The organism is Streptomyces auratus (assembly GCF_050433025.1).
GTDB classification, from domain to species: Bacteria; Actinomycetota; Actinomycetes; order Streptomycetales; family Streptomycetaceae; genus Streptomyces; species Streptomyces sioyaensis.
Genome location: NZ_JBNGCB010000001.1, coordinates 2,625,386 through 2,651,310, shown reverse-complemented (window position 1 = coordinate 2,651,310; position 25,925 = coordinate 2,625,386). Strand labels below are relative to the sequence as shown.

The 25,925-nt window shown below is 73.1% G+C and carries 24 protein-coding genes; 7 read left to right on the top strand and 17 right to left on the bottom strand.

Features of this window, described 5'->3' with window-relative positions; genetic code table 11:
• Window positions 1-36: 36 nt before the first annotated feature.
• Window positions 37-1,311 carry a pyroglutamyl-peptidase I gene (locus BKA18_RS11415; protein ID WP_366043035.1) on the bottom strand — a complete coding sequence of 425 codons (1,275 nt, stop codon included), beginning with the start codon at window positions 1,309-1,311 and terminating at the stop codon, window positions 37-39.
• Window positions 1,312-1,571: 260 nt separating this feature from the next.
• Here BKA18_RS11415 and BKA18_RS11410 point away from each other — a divergent pair, with 260 nt between their 5' ends.
• Window positions 1,572-2,009, top strand: a complete 438-nt coding sequence (locus BKA18_RS11410; RefSeq protein ID WP_366043034.1) for a VOC family protein — start codon at window positions 1,572-1,574, stop codon at window positions 2,007-2,009.
• A 39-nt stretch (window positions 2,010-2,048) separates the two neighbouring features.
• Here the strand turns inward: BKA18_RS11410 and BKA18_RS11405 are convergent, their stop codons facing one another.
• The gene (locus BKA18_RS11405; protein ID WP_366043466.1) at window positions 2,049-2,723 is read right to left on the bottom strand and encodes a TetR/AcrR family transcriptional regulator; all 675 of its coding nucleotides are present in this window, start codon (window positions 2,721-2,723) and stop codon (window positions 2,049-2,051) included.
• 187 nt (window positions 2,724-2,910) lie between these two features.
• On the opposite strand from BKA18_RS11405, the gene BKA18_RS11400 reads away from it, so the two are divergent.
• Entirely contained in the window at window positions 2,911-5,484 is a 2,574-nt protein-coding gene (locus tag BKA18_RS11400; protein ID WP_366043033.1) for a beta-glucosidase family protein, read from the top strand.
• A 64-nt stretch (window positions 5,485-5,548) separates the two neighbouring features.
• Here the strand turns inward: BKA18_RS11400 and BKA18_RS11395 are convergent, their stop codons facing one another.
• The 3 genes from BKA18_RS11395 to BKA18_RS11385 all read right to left on the bottom strand — a co-directional run bounded on the left by BKA18_RS11395 (window position 5,549) and on the right by BKA18_RS11385 (window position 8,410).
• Entirely contained in the window at window positions 5,549-6,250 is a 702-nt protein-coding gene (locus tag BKA18_RS11395) for a DUF4097 family beta strand repeat-containing protein (protein WP_366043032.1), read from the bottom strand.
• 129 nt (window positions 6,251-6,379) lie between these two features.
• Window positions 6,380-7,426 carry an aldose epimerase family protein gene (locus BKA18_RS11390; protein ID WP_366043031.1) on the bottom strand — a complete coding sequence of 349 codons (1,047 nt, stop codon included), beginning with the start codon at window positions 7,424-7,426 and terminating at the stop codon, window positions 6,380-6,382.
• A gap of 57 nt (window positions 7,427-7,483) precedes the next feature.
• On the bottom strand, window positions 7,484-8,410 hold the full coding sequence (locus tag BKA18_RS11385; RefSeq protein WP_366043030.1) for a GDSL-type esterase/lipase family protein: 927 nt from the start codon (window positions 8,408-8,410) through the stop codon (window positions 7,484-7,486).
• Between the two features lie 321 nt (window positions 8,411-8,731).
• Here BKA18_RS11385 and BKA18_RS11380 point away from each other — a divergent pair, with 321 nt between their 5' ends.
• Window positions 8,732-9,226 (top strand): DUF3145 domain-containing protein, encoded by a 495-nt coding sequence (locus tag BKA18_RS11380; protein ID WP_093483003.1) that lies wholly within the window; start codon window positions 8,732-8,734, stop codon window positions 9,224-9,226.
• Window positions 9,227-9,421: 195 nt separating this feature from the next.
• Window positions 9,422-10,312, top strand: a complete 891-nt coding sequence (locus tag BKA18_RS11375) for an NAD(P)-dependent oxidoreductase (protein WP_366043029.1) — start codon at window positions 9,422-9,424, stop codon at window positions 10,310-10,312.
• Between the two features lie 65 nt (window positions 10,313-10,377).
• Here BKA18_RS11375 and fabF read toward each other — a convergent pair whose 3' ends face one another.
• The 5 genes from fabF to BKA18_RS11350 form a co-directional block, all read right to left on the bottom strand.
• Window positions 10,378-11,643 carry a beta-ketoacyl-ACP synthase II gene (fabF, locus tag BKA18_RS11370; RefSeq protein WP_006605824.1) on the bottom strand — a complete coding sequence of 422 codons (1,266 nt, stop codon included), beginning with the start codon at window positions 11,641-11,643 and terminating at the stop codon, window positions 10,378-10,380.
• Between the two features lie 77 nt (window positions 11,644-11,720).
• The gene (locus tag BKA18_RS11365; RefSeq protein WP_006605825.1) at window positions 11,721-11,969 is read right to left on the bottom strand and encodes an acyl carrier protein; all 249 of its coding nucleotides are present in this window, start codon (window positions 11,967-11,969) and stop codon (window positions 11,721-11,723) included.
• A gap of 105 nt (window positions 11,970-12,074) precedes the next feature.
• Complete coding sequence (locus BKA18_RS11360) at window positions 12,075-13,121, bottom strand: ketoacyl-ACP synthase III (RefSeq protein WP_006605826.1); 1,047 nt, start codon at window positions 13,119-13,121, stop codon at window positions 12,075-12,077.
• A gap of 13 nt (window positions 13,122-13,134) precedes the next feature.
• Window positions 13,135-14,100 carry an ACP S-malonyltransferase gene (locus BKA18_RS11355; protein ID WP_366043028.1) on the bottom strand — a complete coding sequence of 322 codons (966 nt, stop codon included), beginning with the start codon at window positions 14,098-14,100 and terminating at the stop codon, window positions 13,135-13,137.
• 89 nt (window positions 14,101-14,189) lie between these two features.
• The gene (locus tag BKA18_RS11350) at window positions 14,190-15,374 is read right to left on the bottom strand and encodes a PucR family transcriptional regulator (protein WP_366043027.1); all 1,185 of its coding nucleotides are present in this window, start codon (window positions 15,372-15,374) and stop codon (window positions 14,190-14,192) included.
• 57 nt (window positions 15,375-15,431) lie between these two features.
• On the opposite strand from BKA18_RS11350, the gene BKA18_RS11345 reads away from it, so the two are divergent.
• Complete coding sequence (locus tag BKA18_RS11345) at window positions 15,432-16,103, top strand: pirin family protein (protein WP_366043026.1); 672 nt, start codon at window positions 15,432-15,434, stop codon at window positions 16,101-16,103.
• 41 nt (window positions 16,104-16,144) lie between these two features.
• On the opposite strand, the gene BKA18_RS11340 is transcribed toward BKA18_RS11345, so the two are convergent.
• Window positions 16,145-16,957, bottom strand: a complete 813-nt coding sequence (locus BKA18_RS11340; RefSeq protein WP_366043024.1) for a serine hydrolase domain-containing protein — start codon at window positions 16,955-16,957, stop codon at window positions 16,145-16,147.
• 185 nt (window positions 16,958-17,142) lie between these two features.
• Between BKA18_RS11340 and BKA18_RS11335 the strand changes: the two genes are divergently transcribed.
• Together BKA18_RS11335 and BKA18_RS11330 are read left to right on the top strand one after the other, a co-directional pair.
• Window positions 17,143-17,631, top strand: a complete 489-nt coding sequence (locus BKA18_RS11335; RefSeq protein ID WP_006605831.1) for a MerR family transcriptional regulator — start codon at window positions 17,143-17,145, stop codon at window positions 17,629-17,631.
• 7 nt (window positions 17,632-17,638) lie between these two features.
• Window positions 17,639-18,655, top strand: coding sequence for an aldo/keto reductase (locus BKA18_RS11330; RefSeq protein ID WP_366043023.1), 1,017 nt, complete (start codon window positions 17,639-17,641; stop codon window positions 18,653-18,655).
• A gap of 45 nt (window positions 18,656-18,700) precedes the next feature.
• Here BKA18_RS11330 and BKA18_RS11325 read toward each other — a convergent pair whose 3' ends face one another.
• From BKA18_RS11325 to BKA18_RS11300, 6 genes are all read right to left on the bottom strand, one after another.
• Window positions 18,701-19,939 carry an acyltransferase family protein gene (locus tag BKA18_RS11325; protein ID WP_366043022.1) on the bottom strand — a complete coding sequence of 413 codons (1,239 nt, stop codon included), beginning with the start codon at window positions 19,937-19,939 and terminating at the stop codon, window positions 18,701-18,703.
• A gap of 113 nt (window positions 19,940-20,052) precedes the next feature.
• Entirely contained in the window at window positions 20,053-21,219 is a 1,167-nt protein-coding gene (locus BKA18_RS11320; protein WP_366043021.1) for an alpha/beta hydrolase, read from the bottom strand.
• A 152-nt stretch (window positions 21,220-21,371) separates the two neighbouring features.
• Window positions 21,372-22,052 (bottom strand): response regulator, encoded by a 681-nt coding sequence (locus BKA18_RS11315; RefSeq protein ID WP_366043020.1) that lies wholly within the window; start codon window positions 22,050-22,052, stop codon window positions 21,372-21,374.
• Window positions 22,049-23,452: a sensor histidine kinase gene (locus BKA18_RS11310; RefSeq protein WP_366043019.1), complete on the bottom strand. Its 1,404-nt coding sequence runs from the start codon at window positions 23,450-23,452 to the stop codon at window positions 22,049-22,051. The genes BKA18_RS11315 and BKA18_RS11310 overlap by 4 nt, the downstream gene beginning before the upstream one ends.
• A 108-nt stretch (window positions 23,453-23,560) precedes the next feature.
• The gene (locus BKA18_RS11305; RefSeq protein ID WP_366043018.1) at window positions 23,561-24,442 is read right to left on the bottom strand and encodes a DUF4429 domain-containing protein; all 882 of its coding nucleotides are present in this window, start codon (window positions 24,440-24,442) and stop codon (window positions 23,561-23,563) included.
• A 207-nt stretch (window positions 24,443-24,649) separates the two neighbouring features.
• On the bottom strand, window positions 24,650-25,861 hold the full coding sequence (locus BKA18_RS11300; RefSeq protein ID WP_006605838.1) for an alpha/beta hydrolase: 1,212 nt from the start codon (window positions 25,859-25,861) through the stop codon (window positions 24,650-24,652).
• Window positions 25,862-25,925: the final 64 nt, after the last annotated feature.

Sequence of the window (25,925 nt, the reverse complement as noted above, 5' to 3'; positions counted from 1 at the left end):
GCGGGCCTGTGGATAACCGGCCCGCCCACGCCCCGGCTACCTGCCTGCGGCCCCGGACGCCGCCACCGTCAGGATCGCCCGCACCTGCTCAGTGATCGCGACCCGGTTGCGGACGAAGTCCGGGTCGGTGACCGGCCCGGACGGGTCCGTGTTGGCGGCGCCGAACTCCAGCACCGGCGTGTGCAGATGCCCGCCCGGCAGCGCCGGCCGCACCGCGTCCCGCAGCAGCGTCGCCCGGTAGGCGATCTCGTTGGACAGGTAGTCCCCGCCGCCGCCCGCACGGGCCGTGGACCCCGCGGTCGGCCCGTCCGGCCGCTCCACCGGCGTGGTGCCGCCCGCCGGGATCTCCGTGACGGCGGTGTGGTCGACCACCGGATACGGACCCGTGCCGGCCGCCACAATCCGTGCGTACGGCAGGCTGGTGACCGTCCACTGCGGCTGCGGCAGTACGGTCGGCACCCCCGCCGGAATCGGCACGGTCCCGGTGCGCTCTGCCCGCGCATTGTCCGGATAGCCGCCCCGCCAGGCCCCGTTGGTCCGCTCGACGTCGAATCGCCCGGGCCGTCCCTGGCTGATGGTGGTGAACAGATCGGCCTGCCGCGGTCCGCTGCGGAAGTGCGGCAGCAGGGTGCGCTCCACCGTGCCCTGCGCGAAGTCGGCCCAGCGCACCGGGAAGACCGCGGTTTCGATCCGGGCCGGTTCACCCGAGGCGGTCCGTACGGTGGTCCCGTCCAGGGCCAGCGCCGCCGCCCCCGACGGATTGCTCCGGCGGGCGTCGTCGTCCAGCTGGAAGGGGTCGAATCCGGTCACCACGATCCGCAGCACATGGCGGCCGGCAGGCAGGTCGATCGAGTCCTGTCCGCGCGAGCCCCGCTCCAGCGCGTCGAGGAGAGCGGCGCGCCGGGCCCCGGTCAGTGGGAAGTCCGGCCGCCACGCCCGCAGTTGGCTGGTCATGCCCAGCCGCGCCCAGTACAGCGGCCGGTCGTCGTCCCGGCTCAGATCGCCGCCGTCCGGCCCGCGCCCCTGGGCCCGGTCCACGGCCCGCCGCCACAGCGCCCGCCCCTCGTCCGCGACATAGCGCCTGGCCTCCGGGTACGTCGTCAGCCGCGCCAGCCCGGCCCCGAACTCCCCCGCCCAGGCATCGAATCCGCTGCGCCGCAGGATCTCCTGCGGCGCGGCCTGGGTCAGCCGGCCCTCCTCGACCGTGCTGTCCGGCGCGGTGGCCGCGCGGGCCGGCGCCGTCAGCGACAGCGGGACGGCGGCCAGCAGCGCGACACCGAGCGCGCCCATCCTGGTACGTATGTGTCTCATGGGGGCGAGTAAAGCGGTGCCCGAGGCGGGGCGGTAGAGGCCCTCGGTGCGCGACGGCCGGAAGCGGCGCGGCTGAGTCAGCCCCGTTCCGGCTCGCCACCAGCCCGATCGGGTGACTCAAGGCGGTGTGGGCGCGGGTGTCTCGGCCCTTGGGGAGCAGGCGGATAGGTTGAGCGGGATCCGGCCGCTCGAAGCGGTACCCACGAGGCCGGATCTCCGGCCTTCGCAGTCTCGTCGCAGCAGGAGGTGAAACCACCGGGATGGACGTGCTCTTCCTCACGAGCGTGGCGGTGGTCGTCGCCGACCCGCCGCTGAGCCGCAAGCTGTTCATCGAGGCTCTTGGTCTCCCCCTGGAGGGGGAAGGCAACGGCTACTACTCCAGCGGGAGCGTCCCCGGCAGCAAGCACTTCGGCCTGTGGCCGCTCTCGCAGGCGGCCGAGGCATGCTTCGGCACGGCTCAGTGGCCCGCCGACCGGGTGGTCCCGCAGGCATCGATCGAGTTCGAGGTGGCGAACGCGGAAGCCGTCACAGTCGCCGGCGCCGAGCTGCAGCGCGCGGGCTTCGAGCTGGTGCACCAGGCCCGCACCGAGCCGTGGGGCCAGACGGTGGCCAGACTTCTCACGGCGGACGGGTTGATCGTCGGGATCTCCTACGCCCCCTCCTTGCACGACGTGCAGGACGACCAGCCCCCCGGGTGAGCCCGGCCCGAGACCGGTGAAGGCGACGCAGTCGAGCCGCTAGCTACCGGGCCCGTCGGCCTCTTCCCCACCCGGCCCGTCAGCCTGCTCGCCACCCCGCCCGCCGGGGCCCTGTTCCCCACCCGCTCCGCCGCCCAGCTCCAGCAGCGCGAGGAAGTCCCGGAACGCCGCCGGCATGTCCACCTCCTGCGGATCCAGCAGCCATTGCAACTGGAGCCCGTCCATCACGGCGACCAGCAGCGGCGCCGCCCGCTCGGGCGTCAGGCCGCCGGGGAGGGTGTCGCCGCACTCCGCCCGCAGCGCCTCGGCCAAGTAGGCGCGTACGGCGCGGAACCGGGATTCGAAGAAGGCGCGGGCGGGGTGGTCCTCGGTGACGCTGTCGGCGGACAGCACGGTGTACGTACGGACGATGCCGGGGCGGGTGGCGTTGTAGTCGACGAGCGCGGCCAGGGTGTCGGTGCGCCGGCTGCCGGACGCCGCGGCGGCCGAGGCCAGGTCCCAGCGGTCGCGCGCCTCCAGCACGCCGACCAGCAGCAGTTCCTTCGTCGGGAAGTGGTGCAGCAGCCCCTGCTGGGTCAGGCCGGCGCGCTCGGCGACGGCGGCGAGCGAGGTGCGGCGGTAGCCACGTTCCGCGATGAGCTCCATCGCGGCCTGCAGGATGGCCTCCCGCCGCTTTGCGCGACGGGCCTCCCGGCCGCCGCCACCGGTCCGTATCGCGCCCGGTCCGCCGTCGCGGGAGCCGTCCTGATGTCGTGCAGTCACCGGCCGAGCGTATCCGTCGCGTGGAGATCCCGTACGGCTGATGTATCGGGAAAGTAACGGTCCTTACCGCGTGCATGGCGGCCGGGTCAGAATCCGGACAGGGGAACGCACGACCACCCAGGGAACACCGGAGAACCGCATGACCGATGACCAGACCCACGGGCCCGCCGGTGCCGACGCCGGCCTTCTGGCCCGTGACCGCGCACACGACCACACCGCGGCGGTGGAGCGGGCGCTCGCCGCGCTCGACCTCGACACCAAGGTCGGACTGTTGTCCGGCCAGGACATGTGGACGCTGCCGGCCGTGCCGGCGATCGGGCTGCGGTCGCTGGTGATGTCGGACGGCCCGGTCGGCGTGCGGGGCCAGGAGTGGAACGCCGAGGACCCCTCGGTGGCCCTGCCCGGCCCCACGGCACTGGCCGCCACCTGGGACCCCGAACTCGCCCGCCGGGCCGGCCACCTGCTCGCGCAGGAGGCCCGCCGCAAGGGCGTGCACGTCCTCCTGGCGCCGACCGTCAATCTGCACCGCTCCCCGCTGGGCGGCCGCCACTTCGAGTGCTATTCGGAGGACCCGCTGCTCACCGGCGTGATCGGCGCCGGATACGTCCGCGGGGTGCAGGAGGGCGGCGTCGGCGCGACGGTCAAGCACTTCGTCGGCAACGACGCCGAGACCGAACGCCTCACCGTCGACAACCGGATCGCCCCGCGCCCGCTGCGCGAGCTCTATCTCATGCCCTTCGAGCACCTCGTCGAAAACGCCCGCCCCTGGGCCGTCATGACGGCCTACAACCAGGTCAACGGCTCGACCATGACCGAGCATCGCGCGCTGGTGCAGGGTGTGCTGCGCGGCGAATGGGGCTTCGACGGCTGCAACGTCTCCGACTGGACGGCCGCCCGCGACACCGTGCGCGCCTTGCGCGGCGGCCTCGATGTGGCGATGCCCGGACCCCGTACGGTCTACGGCGCGCCGCTGGCCGAGGTCGTCCGTGCGGGTGAGGTGGCGGAGTCGGAGGTGGACGACGCGGTGCGCCGGGTGCTGCTGCTCGCGGCCCGTACGGGGTGTCTTGACGGGGTGCCGGCCGCGGTGGACCCGTCCGCGGTCCCCCAGGGGATCGACGGCCGGGCGGTGGCCCGCGACCTCGCCCGGCGCGGCTGCGTCCTGCTGCGCAACGAGCCCGTGGGCGGGGCGCGGCGGGCGCTGCCGCTCGATGTCCCGGGGCTGCGCAGGGTCGCGGTCATCGGAGCGGCCGCGCGGGACGCCAGGGTGCTCGGCGGCGGGTCCGCGACCGTCTTCCCCGAGGCGGTGGTCTCCCCGCTGGAGGGGCTGCGTGCCGCGCTGCCCGACGGTGTCGAGGTCACCTTCGCGGCCGGCGCCGAGGCCCGCACCCGAGTGCCGTCCGCCCGTGACGGCTTCACGCTCCGCGCCCGCTACCTTGCCGCCGATGGCCAACTGCTCGCCGAAACACCGCAGGTGGACGGCAAGGTGCAGGCGATGGGACGCCTCCCGCGGGGCGTCACCCGGCAGAATCTGCACGCCGTCGAGCTGACCGGCAGCTACCTCCCGCAGTGCGGCGGCAGCCACACCTTCGCCGTCTCCGGCACCGGTGAACTGCGGCTGACCGTCGGCGGTGCGGTCCTCTTCGACGGCCGGTGCGCGCCGGAGGGCAGCGACCCCTTCGAGGCGTTCCTGAACCCCGTCGAGCGGCGGGTGACGGCGGAGCTGACGGCGGGTGAGCGCACCGAGGTGACCCTGCGGTTCGTGCCGGGCGGCCCGGAGCTGGGCGAGGGGCTGGGCGGGCTGTACTTCGCCCTCGGCCACCACCTGCCGCGGCCCGATGCGGAGGAACGGATCGAGGAGGCGGTCCGCGCCGCGGCCGGCGCCGATGTCGCGATCGTCGTCGTCGCCACCACAGAAGAGGTCGAGTCCGAGGGCTTCGACCGCCGCGACCTGCGACTGCCGGGCCGCCAGGACGAGTTGGTCACCCGGGTCGCCGCCGCCAACCCGCACACCGTCGTGGTCGTCAACGCCGGCGCTCCGGTGGAGCTGCCGTGGCGCGAGAAGGTCCCGGCCGTGCTGCTGAGCTGGTTCCCCGGCCAGGAGGCCGGCGCGGCGCTGGCCGACGTCCTGCTCGGTGCCCATGAGCCGGGCGGCCGGCTCCCCACCACCTGGCCGGCCCGGCTGGCCGACGCCCCGGTCACCACCGTCACCCCGACCGACGGCCGACTTGCCTACGCCGAGGGGGTGTTCATCGGCTACCGGGCCTGGCAGCGGTCCGCCGTCGCGCCCGCCTACCCCTTCGGCCACGGCCTGGGCTACACCGACTGGGAGTACGAGTCGCTGGACACGACCCCCGACTCGGTGCGGGTGCGCGTTCGCAACACCGGTGACCGGCAAGGGCGCGAGGTCATCCAGATCTATCTGGCGCCCACCGCGGACGCCGCCCCGGACGCTCCGGAGCGCCCGGACCGCTGGCTGGCCGGCTTCGCCGTCGTCGAGGCCGGCCCGGGCGAGAGCGCCGAGGCCGAGATCCCGCTGCCGGACCGGGCCTTCGCGGTCTGGGGCTCCGCTTCCGAAGGCTCGGCAGTGAGCGGAGGCGGAGCGCAGCGGAGCGACGCGGACGACGGCTGGCGCCGGGTCAAGGGCGTCTACCGCGTCGAGGCCGCGCACAGCGCCGAGGACCGCCGGCTGACGGCGGAGGTCACCGTCGGCTGACCGGCCCGGGAACGGGGGCACCGTGCGCCGGCGGTGCCCCCGCTGGTCCTTCATGGCCGGTCCCTCATGAGGTCACCACCGACACATCACCGCCGCTCGTCCGCGCGGTCACCTTGTGCGCGGAGCGCCCGTCCGTCGGGACGGAGACCTTGCGGTGGCCGCCGCTCGTGGCGGCGTCGACCGCATACGCCCCCTTCGGGAGGCGGATGGTGACATTGCCTCCGCTGGACCGGCCCGAGACCTCGTCGGGCGCCGCGGCCAGCGCGAGGTCCACATTGCCGCCGCTGGTCTTCGCCCGCACGGTGCGGGCCGCGGAGTCCGTGACGGTGACATCGCCGCCGCTGGTCTCCGCGGCGATGGCGCCCTTGGTGCCCCGGAGGGTGATGTCCCCGCCGCTGGTGTGCAGATCGACCGAGGCGGTGCGCGGCAGCAGCACCCGGTAGTCGACCTCGCACCGGCGCCCCATGCCGCACTCCGCGGCCTTCAGCGTCAGCCGGCCGTCCTCGACCGTGTGGGCGGGAGTCGGCTTGCGGTCGTTGTAGCGGTACTTCTCCGTCACCCGGACCGGGCCCCCGCCGTCGGCCGGCACGATCTCGATGTTCCCGCCGTGCGTGGTCGCGGACAGCGCGCCGACCGTGCCCGGCACGGAGTACGTGCGCTGCGCCGTCTTCGTCGGCCCGTAGTCCGGCAGCGAGCAGCCCGCCACCACCAGGACGGCCAACGCCGCACCGGACAGGAGCAGATGAGGAGCGCGGAGGCGGGCCATGGTGACGGTTCTCCCTGGGCAGGCAACGGAACGGATCGCAGCGGACCGGAAAGCCGGTCGCTGCTCATCGTGCCGTCACCGCCGCCCGGCCGCGTCAGCGCACAGGATGACCTTCGCCGCGCCGCGCCCCTAAGGGTTTCCCGCAGCCCGCGGCCGCGCCGAGAAGCGGTACACGGTCTGCGAGCAGTAGTGCTCGCCGGGCCGCAGCACCGTCCCGGGGAAGTCCGGCCGATTGGGCGAGTCCGGGAAGTGCTGGGTTTCCAGGGCGAGTCCGGCCCGTGGGCCGTAGGGGACGCCCGAGCTGCCGGTCAGGGATCCGTCGAGGTGGTCCGCGGTGTAGAGCTGCAGACCGGGCTCGGTGGTGGCCAGCTCCAGCACCCGGCCCGACCGCGGGTCGTGGAGCTCCGCGACCGTGCGCGGCGCCGGTGCGACCCCGCCGTCGAGCACGAAGTTGTGGTCGTAGCCGCCGTCCACCGCCCGCGCCGTACGGAAGTCGAAGCGGGTCCCGGCGACGTCGGCGGGTGCGCCGGGCAGCGGAATGCCGGTGTCGTCGACGGGCGTGTACCGGGACGCCGCCAGCCGCAGCTCATGGCCGGTGACGGAGCCGCTGCCCGCACCGCCCAGGTGGAGATAGCTGTGGTTGGTGAGGTTGACGACGGTCGGTGCGTCGGTCCGGGCGCGCGAGACGAGGTGCAGTGCGCCGTCGGGGGAGAGGGTGTAGGTCACCCGCACGTCCAGGGCGCCGGGGAAGCCCTCCTCGCCGTCCGGGCTGACCCGGTGCAGCTCCACGCCGCCGTCGGTCTCCCGGGCGCCCCACACCACCCGGGAGAAGTTGGCCGGCCCGCCGTGCAGGCTGTGCCGCCCGTCGTTCGCCGTCAGCCGGTACGTCCGGCCGTCCAGCGGGAAGGACGCCCCGGCGATCCGGTTCGCATACCGCCCGACCAGCGCGCCGAAGTGCGACCCGCCGTGGGCGACGTACGAGGCCAGATCCGCGAAGCCCAGCGCCAACTGCCCCCGCGTCCCGTCCCGGTCCGGGGCCTCCAGGCTCTGGACGATCCCGCCGTACGTCAGGACGCGGACCCGCAGCCCGCCCGGACCTGACTCCAGGGTCCAGCGCTCGACGGGCGTGCCGTCGTCCAACGCGCCGAATATTTCCCTGCTGACCTGCGTCTTCATGCCGTTGAGCCTATGCCCGCGGACTGCCCGCGGGCGCCCGGTTCCCGGGTGCGGGCGCTACCTCCCCGCTCGGGTGACCACCTTGAACGCCAGCTCCGCCAGCTCCTTCTGGCCGCGGGCGCCGGGGTGGAACCAGTCCCAGGTGCTCAACTGCCGTCCGGTGAAGCGGTAGTCGAAGACCGACCGGTCGAACCGGCACAGCGGATCCTTGCCGCACACCTCCGCCAGCGCGGAGTTGTACGCCCGCACCCGGTCCTGCACGCTCGCCCGCCGGTCCTGGGCCGGCTTCGTCAGGTCGTCCGGGTCGCGCAGCATCGACCCGCACAGGCCCAGCTTCCACACCTGCTTGCCCAGCGGGTTCTTGCGCCCCTCGGACCACAGCCGCAGCAGGTCCGGCACCGCCGCGACATACACCTGGGTGTGCGGCAGGGCGCGCCGTAGTTGCCGCATGGACCGCGCGAAGTCGTCCCGGAAGGAGGCCTCCGGCGTCATCGCCGCCACGTCGTTCCGGCAGGCGTCATTGGCGCCGATCAGGACCGTGACCAGCTCGGGCTTGCGGCGGGTGGCCGAGGCGACCTGCTCCGGCAGATCGCTCATCAGTGCACCGGTCCGGGCGAAGTTCCAGCTGTGCGTGGCGGGCTGTTCGACCAGCCGTCGGGCGAGGCTGTCGACCGCGGGGTCGGTGCCGGTGGCCCAGGAGACCCGGGGGCAGTCGGCGAGGACCGTACAGGCGTCGAAGCCGGCGGTGATCGAGTCGCCGAGCGCCGCGATCGAGCCGGGGTCGGTGCGCCAGACGGGCGCGGGCGGGCCGTGCCGCTTGCCCGACGCGCCGGAGTGTGCAGTCCCGTCAGAACTACAGCCAGTGAGGGCGATCAGGAGTGCGGAGGCGACGGCGACGGTGCGTGAGGGGTACCGTCGGAAGCGGTGACGGCGGGGGCGGAACGGCCGACTGAGGGGGCGAAAGGGCCGATTGATCTGCGTCATCCCCTGTCCCCTCCGGCGTGCGAGTGATATCTCTTCGGGTACCGACGGTACGTCACCACCCGACCGGAGCCGCGCGGTAGCTTTGCCCCGTGCCTTCCGGGCGGTGACCCAAAGTGGCAAGTGCAGTCGGCACGGACAAATTACATCACGTCATTTCCTGTCCCTTTTGCGGCAAATTCCGCCTAATGGTGTTTACTGTAGGTCACCAGCACGCTGGTGCCGAAGTGATCACTGGGGCAGAATGACAACTGTCCCGGCCGCAACCGGAACGGGCACGAGGCCGCTGGGGAAGGCGAACCTCGAACCGCACTGGAGGTCCCGGTGACGACCCGTGGAGTTCTGTACGTCCACTCCGCACCGCGCGCGCTGTGCCCGCATGTCGAATGGGCCGTGGCGGGCGTCCTCGGCGTGCGCGTCAATCTCGACTGGATCCGCCAGCCGGCGTCCCCGGGCACGTGGAGAGCCGAGTTCTCCTGGCAGGGCGAGGCCGGTACGGCCTCCAAGCTGGCCTCCGCGCTGCGCGGCTGGCATCTGCTGCGCTTCGAGGTGACCGCGGAACCCTGCGCCACCGCCGAGGGCGAGCGCTACAGCTCCACCCCCGACCTGGGCATCTTCCATGCCGTCACGGGCATTCACGGCGACATCCTCATCCCCGAGGACCGGCTGCGGGCCGCGGTCGCCCGCTCGGCGCGCGGCGAGACGGAGTTGGCCGCCGAGGTCGACAAGCTCCTCGGCAAGCCCTGGGACGACGAACTGGAGCCGTTCCGCTACGCGGGCGAGGGCGCCCCGGTCCGCTGGCTGCACCAGGTCGTCTAGGGGGTGTCTCTTCGGTCTCCGTGGATCAGCCTGCGGTGCCGGACGCCGCAGGCCCACGGAGATCGAAGAGACACCCTAGGACGCGCCCGCCGGATCGCCCCCGGAGGGGCCGGTCCCCACGGCGTACCGCACGGCTGCTCCCCGACACACGGCGGCGCTTGCCTTGGAGTGCGCTCCAGGTTCTAGCGTGCCGTCATGGCCGACAACAACGCTTTCGACACCCTCTCCGTCGCGGTGCTCGGCACCGGAATCATGGGCGCGGCGATGGCCCGCAACCTCGCCAGGGCCGGTCTGGACGTCCGTGCCTGGAACCGCACCCGGGCCCGGGCCGAGCCGCTGGCCGCCGACGGGATCCGCGTCACCGGCAGCCCCGCCGAGGCGGTGGAGGGCGCCGACGTGGTCCTCACGATGCTGCTCGACGGGCCCGCCGTCCTCGACGCACTGCACCAGGCCGCCCCCGCCCTGCCGCCCGGTGCCCTGTGGCTCCAGATGAGCACGGTGGGACCCGAAGGGCTCGCCCCGCTCGCCCGGTTCGCCGGCGAACACGGGCTGCGGTTCGTGGACGCCCCCGTACTGGGCACCAAGGACCCTGCGGAGAAGGGGCAATTGACGATCCTGGCGGCCGGTCCGCAGGACGTACGGGAGCGCGCCGGGCGGATCTTCGGCGTCGTCGGGAGCCGTACCCAGTGGGTCGGTGAGGACGCCGCCGACGGCGCCGCCAGCCGTCTCAAGCTCGTCGTCAACACCTGGGTGCTGACGGTCATCAGCGGTACGGGTGAGACTCTCGCGCTGGCCGAGGGGCTCGGGGTGGACGCGCGCGACTTCCTTGCCGCGATCGCCGGCGGGGCGCTCGATCTGCCGTACCTCCGGCTGAAATCCGAGCTGATCCTGGCCGAGAACTACCCCGCGAGCTTCACCGTGTCCGCCGCCCGCAAGGACGCCCGGCTGATCACCGAGGCGGCCCGGGACGCCGGCGTCCACATGGACCTGGTGGCGGCGGCCGCGGAGCGCTTCCGCCGGGCCGAGCAGCAGGGCCACGGCGACGAGGACGCCGCGGCCGCGTACTACGCCGGCTTCGACGGCTGAGACGGCAAACGGGCCCGCCCGGTGACATGTCACCGGGCGGGCCCGTTACGGGTGCTGAGACCGCGTCAGACCGAGCGGAAGGCCAGGACCACGTTGTGGCCGCCGAAGCCGAACGAGTCGTTCAGGGCCGCGATCCGGCCCTCGGCCGGCAGCTTGCGGGGCTCGCCGCGGACGATGTCCGCGTCGGCCTCCGGGTCGAGCTGGTCGATGTTGATCGTCGGCGGGGCGATGCGGTTCTTGAGCGCGAGGACCGTGGCCACCGTCTCGATACCGCCCGCGCCGCCCAGGAGGTGGCCGGTCATCGACTTCGTGCTGGTGATGGCCATGTGGTCGACGTCGTCACCGAACGCCTTGCGCAGCGCCCGGAGCTCGCCGACGTCACCGGCCGGCGTCGAGGTCGCGTGCGCGTTCACATGCACGATCTCGGCGGGCTGGAGATCGGTGTTGTCGAGGAGGTTCTGCAGCGCCGCCGCGATGCCGTTGCCGGACGGCTCGGGCTGCGTGATGTGGTGCGCGTCGGCCGAGATGCCCTGGCCGACGGCCTCCGCGTAGATCATGGCGCCGCGGGCCTTGGCGTGCTCCTCGGACTCCAGGATGATCACGCCCGCGCCCTCGCCGAGCACGAAGCCGTTGCGGTCGACGTCCCAGGGACGGGAGGCGCCCTGCGGGTCGTCGTTGTTCTTGGACATCGCCATCATGTTGCCGAAGGCGACGATCGGCAGCGGGTGGATGGCGGCCTCCGTGCCACCCGCGACGACGACGTCGGCGCGGCCGGAGCGGATCATCTCGATCGCGTAGCCGATGGCCTCGGCGCCCGACGCGCACGCCGAGACCGGCGTGTGCACACCGGCGCGGGCGTTGAACTCGATGCCGACGTTCGCGGACGGCGAGTTCGGCATCAGCATCGGCACGGTGTGCGGGGAGACGCGGCGTACGCCCTTCTCCTTGAGCACGTCGTACTGGTCGAGCAGGGTCGTCACACCGCCGATGCCGGAGGCGATGACGGCGCCCAGACGGTCGGGGTTGACCGACGTGTCCTCGCCCGCCTTGGCGGTGAAGCCCGCGTCCTTCCAGGCCTCCTGGGCCGCGATCAGCGCGAACTGCGCCGAGCGGTCCAGCTTCCGGGCCTGCGGACGCGGAATGATCTCGGACGGTTCAACGGCGATCTGGCCGGCGATACGGACCGGCAGGTCGGTGGCCCAGTCCTGTTCGAGGGTGCTGATGCCGGAGCGTCCGGCGAGCAGGGCCTCCCAGGTCGAAGCGCTGTCGCCACCCAGCGGTGTGGTTGCGCCGATACCGGTGACGACCACGGTGCGATTGGTCGCGTTCACGGGAATTCTTACTCCACGGGTAGAGGGGTCTGAATCGACGGCGCCACCGCGGGGTGGCGACATGCGCGGGAGCTGGATCAGCTCTGGTGCTTGAGGATGTAGTCGGTCGCGTCGCCGACCGTCTTGAGGTTCTTGACGTCGTCGTCCGGGATCTTCACGTCGAAGCGCTCTTCGGCGGCGACGACGACCTCGACCATGGACAGCGAGTCGACGTCCAGGTCGTCGGTGAAGGACTTGTCCACCTGGACGTCCTCGGTGGGGATCCCGGCGATCTCGTTCACGATCTCGGCGAGACCGGCGACGATCTCTTCCTGAGTGGCGGCCATGATGGCGCTCCTTCGGTCATTTTATGGGGAAACTGCGTTACTTGCGGTGAAGATCCGAGCGGCGGCCGGTACATCCGAGGACATCCGGCGTTGCGCAGATCTTGCCTAGGGGAGGGTAACGACCGTCGCGGCGTAGACGAGACCCGCCCCGAAGCCGATGACCAGCGCGGTGTCGCCGCTCTTGGCCTGTCCGGTCGCCAACAGCCGCTCCATGGCGAGCGGGATGGAGGCGGCCGAGGTGTTGCCGGTGGTCTCCACATCGCGGGCGACCGTCACGCTCTCCGGCAGCTTCAGAGTCTTCACCATCGAGTCGATGATCCGCATGTTGGCCTGGTGCGGAATGAAGACGTCCAAGTCGTCCGGGCTGACGCCGGCCGCGTCCAGCGCCTGCTGGGCGACCTTCGCCATCTCGAACACCGCCCACCGGAAGACCGCCTGGCCCTCCTGGGTGATGGCGGGGTAGCGGATCTCCTCCGGGGCCGGCCGGCCCTCGGGGGCATCCCCTCCGGGGACCGGGGTGGTGCGGTAGACGTCCCAGCCGAGGGTCTGCTTGATGGTCTCGGCCTTGTCGCCCTCCGAGCCCCAGACCGTCGGGCCGATCGCCGGCTCCTTGGCCGGGCCGACGATCACCGCGCCGGCGCCGTCGCCGAAGAGGAAGGCCGTCGCACGGTCCTCCAGATCGGTCAGGTCCGAGAGCCGCTCGACGCCGATGACCAGGACGTACTCCGCCGAGCCCTCGGTCACCAGGCCCTTGGCCAGGGTCAGTCCGTAGCCGAAGCCCGCACAGCCCGCCGAGATGTCGAACGCGGCCGGCTTGCCGGCGCCGATACGGTGTGCGATCTCGGTCGCGATCGCCGGGGTCTGCTTGAAGTGCGAGACCGTGGAGACGATCACGGCGCCGATCTGCTCGGGCGTGATGCCGGCATCGGCGATCGCCTTGCCGGACGCCTCGACCGACATCTGCGCCACGGTCTCCTCGGGTCCCGCCCAGTGGCGGGTCGCGATACCGGACCGCGAGCGGATCCATTCGTCGGACGACTCGATGTACTTGAGGATCTCCTCGTTGGGCACGACACGGGTCGGGCGGTAGCCGCCGACACCCATGATCCGCGCGTACGGGGTGCCCTGCGAGGGCTTGATCTTCGAGGTCATGCGCTTCGGACTCCTATTCGGCCGGTGCGGAGCCCGCCGCGGCTGCGGCTGACGTCGTTTCGGCGATCAGCGTGCGGGCCGCGTCGAGGTCGTCGGGCGTCTTGAGAGCGAGGGTCCGCACGCCGGGCAGTGCGCGCTTGGCCAGGCCGGTGAGGGTGCCACCGGGAGCCGCTTCGATGAGCGCGGTCACGCCGAGCTCCTTGAAGGTCTCCATGCACAGGTCCCAGCGCACGGGGTTGGCCACCTGGCCCACCAGCCGTCGCACCAGCTCCTGGCCACAGGAGACCAGCGCCCCGTCCTTGTTGGAGACGTAACGGGTCTGCGGATCGGCGACCGCCAGCTGGGCGGTCGCGGTTTCCAGGGCCGAGACAGCAGGTGCCATGTGGTGAGTATGGAACGCGCCGGCCACCTTCAGCGGTACGACCCGGCGGGTGCCTTCCGGCTTGTTCTCGACCAGCGCGGCGATCTGCTCGGCGGTGCCCGCGGCCACGATCTGGCCCGCGCCGTTCACGTTCGCCGGGGTCAGGCCGAGCTGCTCCAAATGCGGGAGGACGACGGCCTCGTCGCCGCCGAGCAGCGCGGCCATGCCGGTCTCGGTGACGGCGGCGGCCTCGGCCATCGCCTGGCCGCGGCGGCGCACCAGCGTCATCGCGGCCTCGTCGGAGATGGTGTTCGCCAGCGCCGCGGCGGCCAGTTCACCCACGCTGTGGCCGGCCACCGCGCCGACCTGCGCGGTGACGGCATCGGCCGTCGCGAACAGCTGCCGGGCGGAGAGCAGGGCGGAGGCCACCAGCAGCGGCTGGGCCACCGCGGTGTCGCGGATCTCCTCCTCGTCCGCCTTCGTGCCGTAGTGGACCAGGTCCAGGTCGATGGCGTCCGACCAGGCACGGAGCCGGTCCTCGACACCGGGGAGGTCGAGCCAGGGGGTCAGGAAGCCGGGCGTCTGAGCGCCTTGGCCGGGAGCGACGAGTACGAGCACCCTCACACTCTCTCTTGTGGGTGGTTCCGGCCGCCCGTGGGGACAGGGACCAAGAACCATCGGGGTAATTGTTGGTGTCCGACAAAAGTCTAGAGTTGCGTCTCACCGTCAGCCAGGCGCCCCAGAATCAATGCGATACGGAGGGTGAACGCCGACCGCACATCGGAGGGTGACCAGCCGGTGACGTCGGTCACACGTCGAAGCCGATAGCGCACGGTGTTGGGGTGCACGAAGAGCATCCGGGCCGCGCCCTCCAGACTGCTCGCCTGCTCCAGGTAGACGCTCAGCGTCTCCAGCAGCGCCGACCCCGCTTCCTCCAGCGGTCTGTAGATCTCCTCCACCAGCTGGTCCCTGGCCACCGGGTCCGAGGCCATCGCGCGCTCCGGCAGCAGATCGTCCGCGAGCACCGGCCGCGGGGCGTCCGGCCAGGCGGCACAGGCCCGCAGCCCGGCCGCCGCGGCCTGGGCAGAGCGGGTTGCGGCCAGCAGGTCGGAGACCACCGGACCGGCCACCACGGGACCGGCGGCATACGGGCCGATCAGCGCCTTCGCGGCCTTCAGTGGATTGTCCGAGCCGCCCGCGATCACCACCAGACGGGAGCCCAGGACCCCGGTCAGCACCTGGAGCTTGGCGTGCCGGGCGGCCCGCCGGATCGCCTCCACGGTCAGTTCGCTGTCCCCGTCCGGGGCGGTGCCCAGCACCACACACACGTGCTCGGGGGAGTTCCAGCCCAGCGCCGCCGCGCGCGAGACGGCGCCCTCGTCGGCCTCGCCCGACAGCACCGCGTTGACCACCAGCGACTCCAGCCGGGCGTCCCAGGCGCCGCGGGCCTCGGCGGCCTGGGCGTAGACCTGGGCGGTGGCGAAGGCGATCTCCCGGGCGTAGACCAGCAGCGCCTCGCGCAGGACGGACTCATCGCCCGGCGCCGCGACCTCGTCGATCGCGGACTCCATGACCTCGATGGTGGTGCGGACCATCTCCACGGTCTGCCGCAGCGTGATCGCCCGGGTCAGCTCGCGCGGCGCCGTGCCGAAGACGTCGGTACTGATCGCCTGCGGGGTCTCCGGATGCCGGAACCATTCGGTGAACGCGGCGATACCGGCCTGGGCCACCAGGCCGATCCAGGAGCGGTTCTCCGGGGGCATCGCGCGGTACCACGGCAGGGTGGCGTCCATGCGGGCGATGGCGGCGGCGGCCAGTTTGCCGGACGAATTCTCCAGACGCCTAAGGGTCGCCGAGTGCGGGTGCGCGTCGCGCGATGCGGGTTCAGACACGGGACAAGCCTGCACTATCGGGGCGGAGAGGTGAGGGGGCGGGGCTACGGTGGGCCCATGATTCAGGTGCGCAGGGCCGAGGAACGCTACCGCGGCGGCGAGCCGGAGGCCGGGATCGAGTCACGGCACGCGTTCTCCTTCGGCCCCCATTTCGACCCGGACAATCTGCGCTTCGGGGCGCTGATCGCCTGTAACGAGGAGCGGCTGGCCGCGGGCGCCGGCTTCGACGAGCACCCGCACCGCGACACGGAGATCGTGACCTGGGTGGTGGAGGGCGAGCTGACCCACCGTGACTCGGCCGGCCACGAGACCACCGTACGCCCGGGGGATCTCCAGCGGCTCAGCTCGGCCGGCGGCGTGCGGCATGTGGAGCGCAACGACGGCGCCGGGCCGCTGTGCTTCGTCCAGATGTGGCTGGCGCCGCTCGAATTCGGCGGCGAGCCCCGGTACGAGGTGGTGCGCGGCATCGCCGACGGCACCCCGTACGCGGTGCCGCAGGCCGGTGCGCTGCTGCATCTGCGCCGCCTCGCCGACGGGGAGCGCACCGCGGTCCCGGATGCCGCACGGGCCTATGTGCATGTGGTGCGCGGCGCCGTACGGCTCGGCGAGGAGCGCCTGGCGGCCGGTGACGCGGCGCGGATCACCGACGGTGCGGGGCTGGAGCTGCAGGGGCTGGCGGCCGCGGAGTGCCTGGTGTGGGAGATGGGGGCGGAGCCGGGGTACGTGTGAGACCGCGGCGGGCCCGGTACGGGTCCGGGCCCGTGCGCACGTCAGGCCAGCTCGGCCAGCACCGCGTCGGTCAGCTGCGGCCAGACCTCCATCGCCCACGGCCCGAAGGCCCGGTCGGTCAGCGCGATGCAGGCCGCACGGGCGTCGGGGTCCACCCACAGGAACGTCCCGGACTGCCCGAAGTGCCCGAACGTACGCGGTGAGGACGTGGCGCCCGTCCAGTGCGGCGACTTGCCGTCGCGGATCTCGAAGCCCAGCCCCCAGTCGTTGGGCCTGTGGTGGCCGAAGCCCGGCAGCACACCCGGCAGACCGGGGAAGGCCACCTGGGTCGCCGCCGTGAGCGTCTCCCGGGCGAGCAGTCGCGGTGCCTGCAGCTCGGCGGCGAAATCGATCAGGTCGGCGACCGTGGAGACGGCGTCCTTGGCGGGCGAGCCGGGCAGGTCCGTCGAGGTCATCCCGAGCGGTGCGAGCACCGCCTCGTGCAGATACTGCGGGAAGGGGATGTCGGTCGCCTTGGCCAGGTGGTCGCCGAGCGCCTCGAAGCCGGCGTTGGAGTAGAGCCGGCGGGTGCCCGGCTCGGCCATCGTGCGCGGCTCGTCGAAGGCCAGCCCCGAGGTGTGCGCGAGCAGATGACGCACCGTGGATCCCGGCGGCCCGGCCGGCTCGTCCAGCTCGACCGCGCCCTCCTCGACGGCCAGCAGCGCGGCGTACGCGGCCAGTGGCTTGGTCACGGACGCCAGCGGGAAGCGCCGCTCCAGGGGGCCGTAGGCGCCGGCCACCGAGCCGTCGGCTCGTACGACGGCGGCCGCAGCGGTGGGCACCGGCCAGTTCTCGATCATCCGCAGGCTCTGCATGCCCACGAGCCTAGGACCTGACGTCAAACTCCCGTCATTCGCCCGAGGGGCCGGCCCGTGCCACCCCAAATCCCGGTCAAGATCGCGCTTGCTTGGAGTGCGCTCGAACTCTCTAGCGTTGGAGACGTCGAGAGGCGCCCGGCGAAAACGCCGGGAGACATCCGGCGAACAGGGGAGACGGGGCCATGACGGTCATGCAGGGCGAAACGGTCGCGAGCGGCGCGAGGACCGCCGCCGAGCGGCCGGCGACGGAGCGCGGCTGCGGCACCACACCCCCGCACCCACGGCCCACCGGCCACGACCGGTACACGATCAGCGAGGTGGCGGAGCACACCGGCCTGACCGCACACACCCTGCGCTGGTACGAGCGGATCGGCCTGATGCCGCACGTGGACCGCACCCACACCGGGCAGCGGCGGTTCAGCAACCGCGATCTGGACTGGCTGAACCTGGTGGCCAGGCTGCGGCTGACCGGTATGCCGGTGGCGGACATGGTCCGTTACGCCGAGCTGGTGCGGGCGGGCGCGGGCACCTTCGCCGAGCGGGAGCGGCTGCTGACCGCGCACCGCGAGGACGTACGCCAACGGATCGCCGAGCTGCAGAGCACGCTGGACGTCCTCGACTACAAGATCGACATCTATGCCGACGCCCGGCGGGCGTCCGAGAGGTTTTGAGGTCCGTATGAGCAGCAAGAAGATCGAAACGGTCGAGCTGGGCACCGGCGGCCCGCGGGTCGGGGTGCAGGGCCTGGGCTGTATGGGCATGAGCTTCGCCTACGGTCCGACGGACGCGGATGAAGCGCGGGCCACGCTGGAGCGGGCGCTGGAGCTGGGCGTCACGCTCTACGACACCGCCGACATGTACGGGATGGGGGAGAACGAGAAGTTCCTCGCCCCGTTCCTCCGGGCGCACCGCGACGAGGTCGTGCTCGCCACCAAGTTCGCGATAACCCTCGACCCGCAGGACCCGACGAAGCGGATCATCCGCAACGACCCGGCCTACATCCGCGAGTCCGTCGAGGGCAGCCTGCGGCGCCTGGGCGTGGACGAGATCGACCTGTACTACATGCACCGGCGCAACCCCGACGTCCCGATCGAGGAGTCGGTCGGCGCCATGGCCGAGCTGGTGGCCGAGGGCAAGGTCAAGCACCTGGGGCTGAGCGAGGTGACCGGACCCGAGCTGCGCGCGGCGCAGGCCGTGCATCCGATCGCGGCGCTGCAGTCCGAGTGGTCGCTGTTCAGCCGGGACATCGAGCAGGGCGTGGTACCGACCGCCGCCGAGCTCGGCGTCGGCGTCGTCCCGTACTCCCCGCTCGGCCGGGGCTTCCTCACCGGCACGTTCGTCAGCGCCGACAAGGAGCTGACCGCGGACGACTTCCGCCGCACCCAGCCCCGCTTCACCGGCGACAACGCGGCCGCCAACGCCGCGCTGCTGGAGCCGGTCCGCAGCATCGCCGAGGCGCACGGCGCCACGCCCGGCCAGATCGCCCTGGCCTGGGTGCAGCACCAGGCCACGGCGCGCGGTCTGGCCGTCGTACCGATCCCCGGCACCCGGAAGCGCAGCCGCATCGAGGAGAACGCCGCGGCGACCGGGATCCGGCTGACCGCGCAGGATCTGGCGCTGCTGGAGCCGATCGCCGGGAAGGTCGCGGGGGCGCGGTACGCGGACATGTCGTCCACCTCGGCGGGGCGGGAGTAGGTCTTCCCCGGGGGCCGGAGCAGTTCTCCGGCCCCCGGTGCGGACCTATGCGAGCCCCAGCGCGAAGGCCGCGAACCCGGCGGCCAGGAGCGCCGCCGCGGTGCGGCGGGCCCGGGTGACACCGGTCCAAGGGGCCTCGAAGCGGCGGGTGGTGCGGGCGATCAGGAGCAGGACGGCGGCGAAGACCGGCAGCCAGGCGAGCCGGGCGAGCAGCCAGCCGACGGTGTCGGGCGCCACGGTCAGCCCGGGCACCGGGCCCAGGAACGACGCGGGCACCGCCGCCGTCAGCATCGCCGTCTGGTGCCAGCACAGGATCGTCATCGCGGAGAGGTTGACGACCACGACCGGCGCCCACAGGGCGGGCCGGCGCAGGAGCCGGGCGAGCCGGTCCCGCAGCAGGATCGCGGCGCCGGACTGGGCCGCGGCCAGCGCCAGGACCAGCAGCGACGGCGGGTGGGAGTTCGTACGGTCCCGGCCCGGGACGCCGACCATGCTCGCCGGGTAGTGGAAGACCAGCAGCAGCGCGGCGAACAGCGCGGCACCGCCGAGCAGCAGCACCCCGGCGGCCCGCCGGCCGAGCCGCCGCTCGCCCCAGCAGACCCCGAGCTGATACGCGAACAGCCAGCCGGGCAGGAGGTTGAGCAGGCTCAGCCACGACGGCATGGCGTCGGCGAACGGCCCGTAGCGCAGGAAGTCCACCCCGGCCACCGCCACCGCCAGCGGTGCCGCCGCCCAGGCGCCCAGCCGCCGCGCGGCGCGCACGCAGTACGGCGTCAGCGCGGTGGTGCCCGCGTACACCGCGACGAACCACAGCGGCTGGATCACCAGCGTCGCCCCGGTCCGCAGCGTCGCCTCCGGCACCCCCAGCCCGTACAGGAGCAGCAGCAGCGTCGCCCATATGGCGGTCACCCCGACCACCGGGCGGCCCAGCCGGACGAGCCGGCCGCGCAGCCAGGTACCGGCGGACGTGCCCCGCTCCAGGGCGCGCCGGTAGGAGAGCACCGACGCATGGCCGCCGACCAGGAAGAAGATGCCGAGCATCTGGAGTACCCAACTGGCGGGCGCGAGCAGCCCGAAGGCGGTCAGCGGACTGGCGTTGTGCAGCGCGCCGCCGGCGTCCAGGGTGAAGCCGCCCAGCAGCCAGTGGCCGGTGGGCACGGCGAGCAGCGCCAGCGCCCGCAGCCCGTCGATCGCCCGGTCGCGGTCCGCGGGCGTGCGGTCCTCGATCCTGCGGGCCGTCCGCCGGGCGGCGGATCGGAGAGGGGCGAGAGTGGCGGTGTCCATGAGGCGTCCTTGGGTTCTTCCGTCGCGGAATCGTCGGGTGGTTCGGTCCTCGGGGCAGGTGCGGGTGTGGTGCGGTGAACGGCGGTACGGTCGGCGCCCGTTGGCGGCGAGCGTCAGTGCACCGCCCCGTAGCGGCCCAGCACGATGGCCGCGACGTTGCGGAGGGAGTCCGTACCGGGGGCGAGGTAGCCGGTGTGCCCTACGGCCCGCTGGGCGGGGAGCCGGCGGGCCCCGAAGGCGGGATCGACGGGGTCGGTGCCATGGCCCAGGCCCAGCAGTTCGACGTGCGGGAGGTCACCGATCCAGTCGGCGGCGTCCCGCCCCGCCCAGACCCGGGCCGACGTGCGCAGCTCCGCCACGCTGTCCCGGCGCATACCGGGTGAGCCGAGGACGATCAGATCGGCGAGGCCGCCACCGCCCAGCCGCGGCACGGCCAGCCCGCAGACCACCGAGCCGTAGCTGTGGCACAGCACCGCCGGGGGCCGGGCGCCGACCGCGGTCAGCCCGGACAGCAGACGGGCCAGCCGCGGCGCTCCGGCCTCGGCGAGCCGCCCGGTCGCGGCATCCGGACCGAGCCCGACCGGTGTGGTGTACCCCGCCCAGGCGACGACCGCGGTACGGCTCCCGGGCGCATCGGCGGCCAGCTGGGCGCGCAGCGACCTGGCCATGCCGGCCGGCGTGCCGTACGGGTCCTTCGCCCGGTCGAAGGACAGCAGATCGATGTCCGAGCCCGGCACGATCACGGCGGTGTGCTCGGCGGTCGCCAAGTCGCCGTGTACTTCGGCGACTTGTCCCCGGCCGCGCGGGTCGAAGGCGAGGATGCGGCGGCCGGGTGCGAGCAGCGCGGTGTAGCGGCGGGCCACGGCCCGGTCCTGACGGTGGTCCTGGAGGGTGCCGGCCGGGTCGTCGGCGCGGGCCAGTCGGCGGTCCCGTTCAGCCCTCAGGGCACGGGAGTTGGCCTCGTACCGCAGCGCGAGGGGCGCACCGTCGAGATTGCCGACGGTGAGCGGATGCCGGGCCACCAGCGTCTGCCGCTGGCGGTCGGTCAGTGCGGCGAAGAAGCGGGCGACCTCGGCGGGGGCCGTGGTCGCCGGGTCCGGCAGCCGGACACCGAGCGAGTGGTCGGCCCGCCAGGCGGCCGCGCCGGGCGCCGGACCGGTGACCGCGGTCTGTGCGGTGCCGGCCGCCCAGCCGCCGGTGCCGGCGGCCACGGCCACCGCGAGCGCGGCACCGATGAGCGCCCGCCTGCTGCGTCGGGCGGCGCTGCGCAGCCTGGACATGTGGGTCTCCCTCCCGTTGGTGGCGGAGGGAAACGTAGGAAGGGGGTGGGTGACGCGGCGTCACACCGCGGAGCCAACCCTCGGGTGATACCGGAGTAGGGGGCCTGGGCCACCCCTCGTCCGAAAGGAGGAGCGCGCCCCCGCGGCGGCCGCTACCGCTCGCCGGGCGCGACCAGCCCCGACTCGTACGCGAAGATCACGGCCTGCGCGCGGTCCCGCAGCGCCAACTTGGCGAGCACCCGGCCGATATGGGTCTTCACGGTCTGCTCCGCGAGGATCAGCGCCTCGGCGATCTCCTGGTTCGACAGTCCGCGGGCGATCAGCTCCAGGACCTCCGTCTCGCGCGGGGTCAGACCGTTCAGCCGCAGCGCGGCGCGGTCCGTGCGGGGCGCCGGCCGCTGCCGGGCGAAATCGGCGATCAGCCGCCGGGTCACGGACGGTGCCAGCAGCGCCTCACCGGCCGCCACCACCCGGACCGCGGAGATCAGATCGGCCGGCGGCGCATCCTTGAGCAGGAACCCGGACGCCCCCGCGCGCAGCGCCTCGTAGACGTAGTCGTCGACATCGAAGGTGGTCAGCATCAGCACCTTCGGCCGGTGGGCGACCCCGACCGGCGGATCGAGCAGCTGACGGGCCGCCTCCAGCCCGTCCATCTCCGGCATCCGGACGTCCATCAGTACGACGTCGGGGTGCGCCCGGCGGCTCAGCGCCACGCCCTGCACCCCGTCCGGCGCATCACCCACCACATCGATATCGCTCTGCGCGGCGAGCAGCGCGGCGAAGCCCGCCCGCACCATGGCCTGGTCGTCGACGATGATCACGCGCGTGGTCACAGGGAACCGGAATCCTTCGTGGGGAGGGGCGACGCCGGGGCGGCCGGCGGCGCGAGCGGAAGCTGGGCGGCGACCCGGAAGCCGCCGTCGGGCAGCGGCCCGGTGTCGAGCGACCCGTCCACCAGCCGCACCCGCTCCCGCATCCCGACCAGGCCATGGCCGGTGCCGCCGGTCTCCAGGGGTGCGGACGGCGTGGCGGGCGCGGGCGGCGCGGAGTTGACGACCAGGACGGTCAGCCGGGCACCGTCCGCCGTCGTCCGCAGCGACACCCGGGTCCGGGCGCCCGGCGCGTGCCGTACGACGTTGGCCAGCGCCTCCTGGACGATCCGGTACGCCGACAGATCCACCGCCGGTTCGAGCACCGCACTCTCCTCGGGCAGCGCCAACTCGACCGGCACACCGGCCCGTACGGTCCCCTCGACCAGCTTCGGCAGCATGCCGATCCCGGGCTGCGGGGCCTTCTCCGGGCCGCCCTGCCGCTCCGTCTCCTCGCTGCGCAGCACGCCGAGCAGCCGGCGCATCTCGGCCAGCGACTCGCGGGCGGTCGCCGCGATCGCCCCGAACTCGTCCTCGGCCGCCTTCGGGATCCCGCTGATGCGGTACGGGGCGCTGTCGGCCTGGACCGTGATCACCGACATGTGGTGGGCGACGACATCGTGCAGCTCACGGGCGATCCGGGTGCGTTCCTCCAGCAGGGTCCGGCGGGCCCGCTCGGCCTCGCTGATGGTCTCCTGCTCGATCAACTTCCGCTGGGCGTCGCCCCGTTCGCGCAGGGTGGCACCCATCATCAGCATCACACCGGAGAGGACGAACAGCAGCACCCAGGTGTTCTGGACGTGCGCGGGGGCGGCGAGCTCGAAGAGGATGCCCGCCGCACCGGTCGTCAGCCAGACGGCGATCAGGGTGCGGCGGCGCTCGCGCAGCGACAGCGCCAGCATCAGCGCGAGATAGCCGACGATCACCGGGGGCGGCCAGGGCCAGGCACGGCCCGCGACGCCGTCGACCATGGTGAGCGCCAGGGCACAGACCACGTCCGCCGCGAAGATCACCCACCAGGCCTGCAGCGGCCGGGCGACCGCGAGCAGCAGGGAGACGCTCTGCGCGGTGGCCAGCGCGCCGGCCAGTGCGCCGGCCATGCCGTAGTCGTTGGCGAGGACGGTGACGGTCGTGGGCAGCAGCGACACCGCGAACCCGAAGGCGAGGAGGTACGGCAGCCGGCGCAGCCAGCGATTCCGGACCGCGGCGAACAGCGGGGTGCCGGGCTCGGTCGGGGTGCCCAGCTCGACGGCGAGCAGGCGCAGCGCCTGCCGTACGGCGCGCAGCGCCCGTTGCCGGGCCGGCTCGCGCGCGGGGCCGCGGGAGGGCTCGGGTGCGGAAGAAGGGGGAGGGTGTCCGGTCATGACGCCCTCAATGTAAGCGGACCGCGACGGCCGCGGCGTCCTCCCTGGGGCCGGGGTCGGGCGGTACCCAGGGAGGAGTCGAGCGCCGGAAGGCGGCAGCGCTCCGCCCTACAGCTCCGCCAGCAGCTCGGCCTTCTTCATGCTGAACTCGTCGTCGGTCAGCAGACCGGCGCCGTGCAGCTCGCCGAGGTGCCGGATGCGGTCCGCGATGTCCGCCGGGTCCCGGCGCGCGTCCCCGGTCCGGCGGCGCACCGGCTCGCCGTCCGGTGTCTCCTGCGCAGGCTCGGCGGCGCGGACGGCCTGCAGCACCGCGGCCGCGAACGGCAGTGACTCATGGACGGGGCCGTATCCCAGCCCGAACACCACGGCGGCCGGATCCTGGTCCGCCTCGTCGGCCCCGCCGTCGCGGGCGCCGCGCGCCAGCAGCCGCAGATAGCCGTTGAGGATCTCCGGTGACCGCCACTCGATCCCCGCCAACTCGCCCACGGGGAAGGTCTGGTCGCCGCATTTCCACTTCGCCGAGGACGCGCCGGTCCAGAACCAGCGGAAGGCGACCGACCGGCCGTCGAAGGAGGCCTTGCCGTCATACGCCTTGAAGTGCAGCGGGGGCTCCGGCGCGGCCACCAGATGGCGGTCGGCGGGCTCCTTCGCATCCGGGCCGAGCGCCGTGCGCAGCTCGTCGGCGTAATACTCGGCCAAGGTCTCGTGCTCGGCCGGCAGCACCAGCCGATACGGATCGGAGTCGTCCTTGAGCTGCCCGTTGGCCGCCTCCATCAACGGATCGGCGCCGTGCCGCGGCACGGCGTGCAGCACCACCGTGCCGCGTCTGCCCTCGGTCACCTCGACAGCGCTCAGCGCCTCGTACGGAATGCGTCGCTCGCCGAGCGCCTGGAACAGCTTCGGCCTGCGGATCCCCCGTTCGAAGCGGATGAGTACGGAGTCGGTGTCGAACTCCCAGACGGCGTGAAAACCGGCCAGCACATCACCCATGTGGCTCATCGTATGCGGGCGGTCGCCCGCCCGTCCCCCTTCCTGACACCTCAAGGGGGCCCGCCGAAGCTACGCGCGTCACTCCGGCCACCCGCTCCTTCCCTGCCACAGGGACGTCACCCGTGCCGGGCGCGGTTCCCGCAGGTACGGCCCGTCCCCGGGCGCCGGGCCGTACCTGCGGCCGCTGGTCGTACGGCGGTGCGGCCCTCAGACCGTGGCACCGCACTGCGGGTCGGCGGAGGCGCAGTCGACGGTGCCGGTGTCGCCGACGCCGACCCGCGCGAAGTTCTGCAGGCTGCGGGTGCCGGGCTCGAAGTAGCCGGCGTGCCCGACGGCGCCGTCGGCCGACAGGATCCGCGCGCCGAAGGACGGATCGACCGGGTCCGCGCCGTGGCCGAGCCCGCCGACCTCCAGATTCGGCACGTCCTGGATCCAGTCGTCGGAGTCCCGCATCGCCCAGACCCGGGCGTGGGTGCCCAGCCCGGCGAGGCTGCCGGCCCGCATGCCCGGGCTTCCGGCCACCGCGATGTCCTTGACGTTCGACGGCAGGGTGCGGGCCGCGACGCCGCACACCACGGAGCCGTAGCTGTGGCAGAACAGCGAGACCGAGTCGGACGACGGCAGCGCGTTCACCAGGGCGCGCAGCCGCACCGCGCCGGCCGCGGCCAGCTGCCCGGTGGCGGCCTCGACGCCGACGCCGGAGGGCGAGGTGAAGTCGGCCCAGGCGATCACGGCCGTACGGGCGCTCGGGCGGGCCTGCCGCTCGGCGCCGTAGAGGGCGCGCCCCATGCCGACGGGGGCCGTGGTGGCCCGTGCGGTGCGCTCGAAGGTCGACAGATTGGTGTCCACACCGGGCACCACCACGGAGACCCGGTCCGCCTTCGTGAGATTCCCGAAGACCTCGGCGGCCCGTCCGCCGTCGGCCGGGTCGAAGGCGAGGATCTGTCGGCCGGGGCTCATCAGCGATTCGAGGCGGTGCATCAGCTGGCCCGCTGTCTGGCGGCCGACGGGGGTGAGCCGGGGGTCGCTCATCCGGCGTTTCTCGACGCGGCGGGCGTCGTCGATGGCCTTCCGGTTGGCGTCGTAGCGCAGCTGCGCGGGGGCGCCGCCCAGATTGCCGACGACCAGCGGATAGCGGGTGGCGAGCTGCTGCTTCTCGGCGCGGCTGAGGGGCGCGAAGAAGGCCCGGACCGCGGACGGCTGCCCGCTGGGGTCGGGCAGCGGGCGTCCGAGGAAGGTGGCGTGCTTCCAGGCGACCTTGGCGGTGGCCAGCGGGTTGGCGTCGTCCTTGGTACCTCTGATGGCGGTCCAGCCGGTCATCGCAAGCATCACGAACACCACCACCAGGGCGAGCGAGGCGCGCCAGGCGGTGGACTGCAGAAAACCGGAGGAGGGGCCAAGGCCCGGGAAGGAAGTCACCGCGAGCCACCCTAGGAGAAGCGGAAGCATGCCTGTGGTGGCCGTGAGTGATCTCACGTTTCAC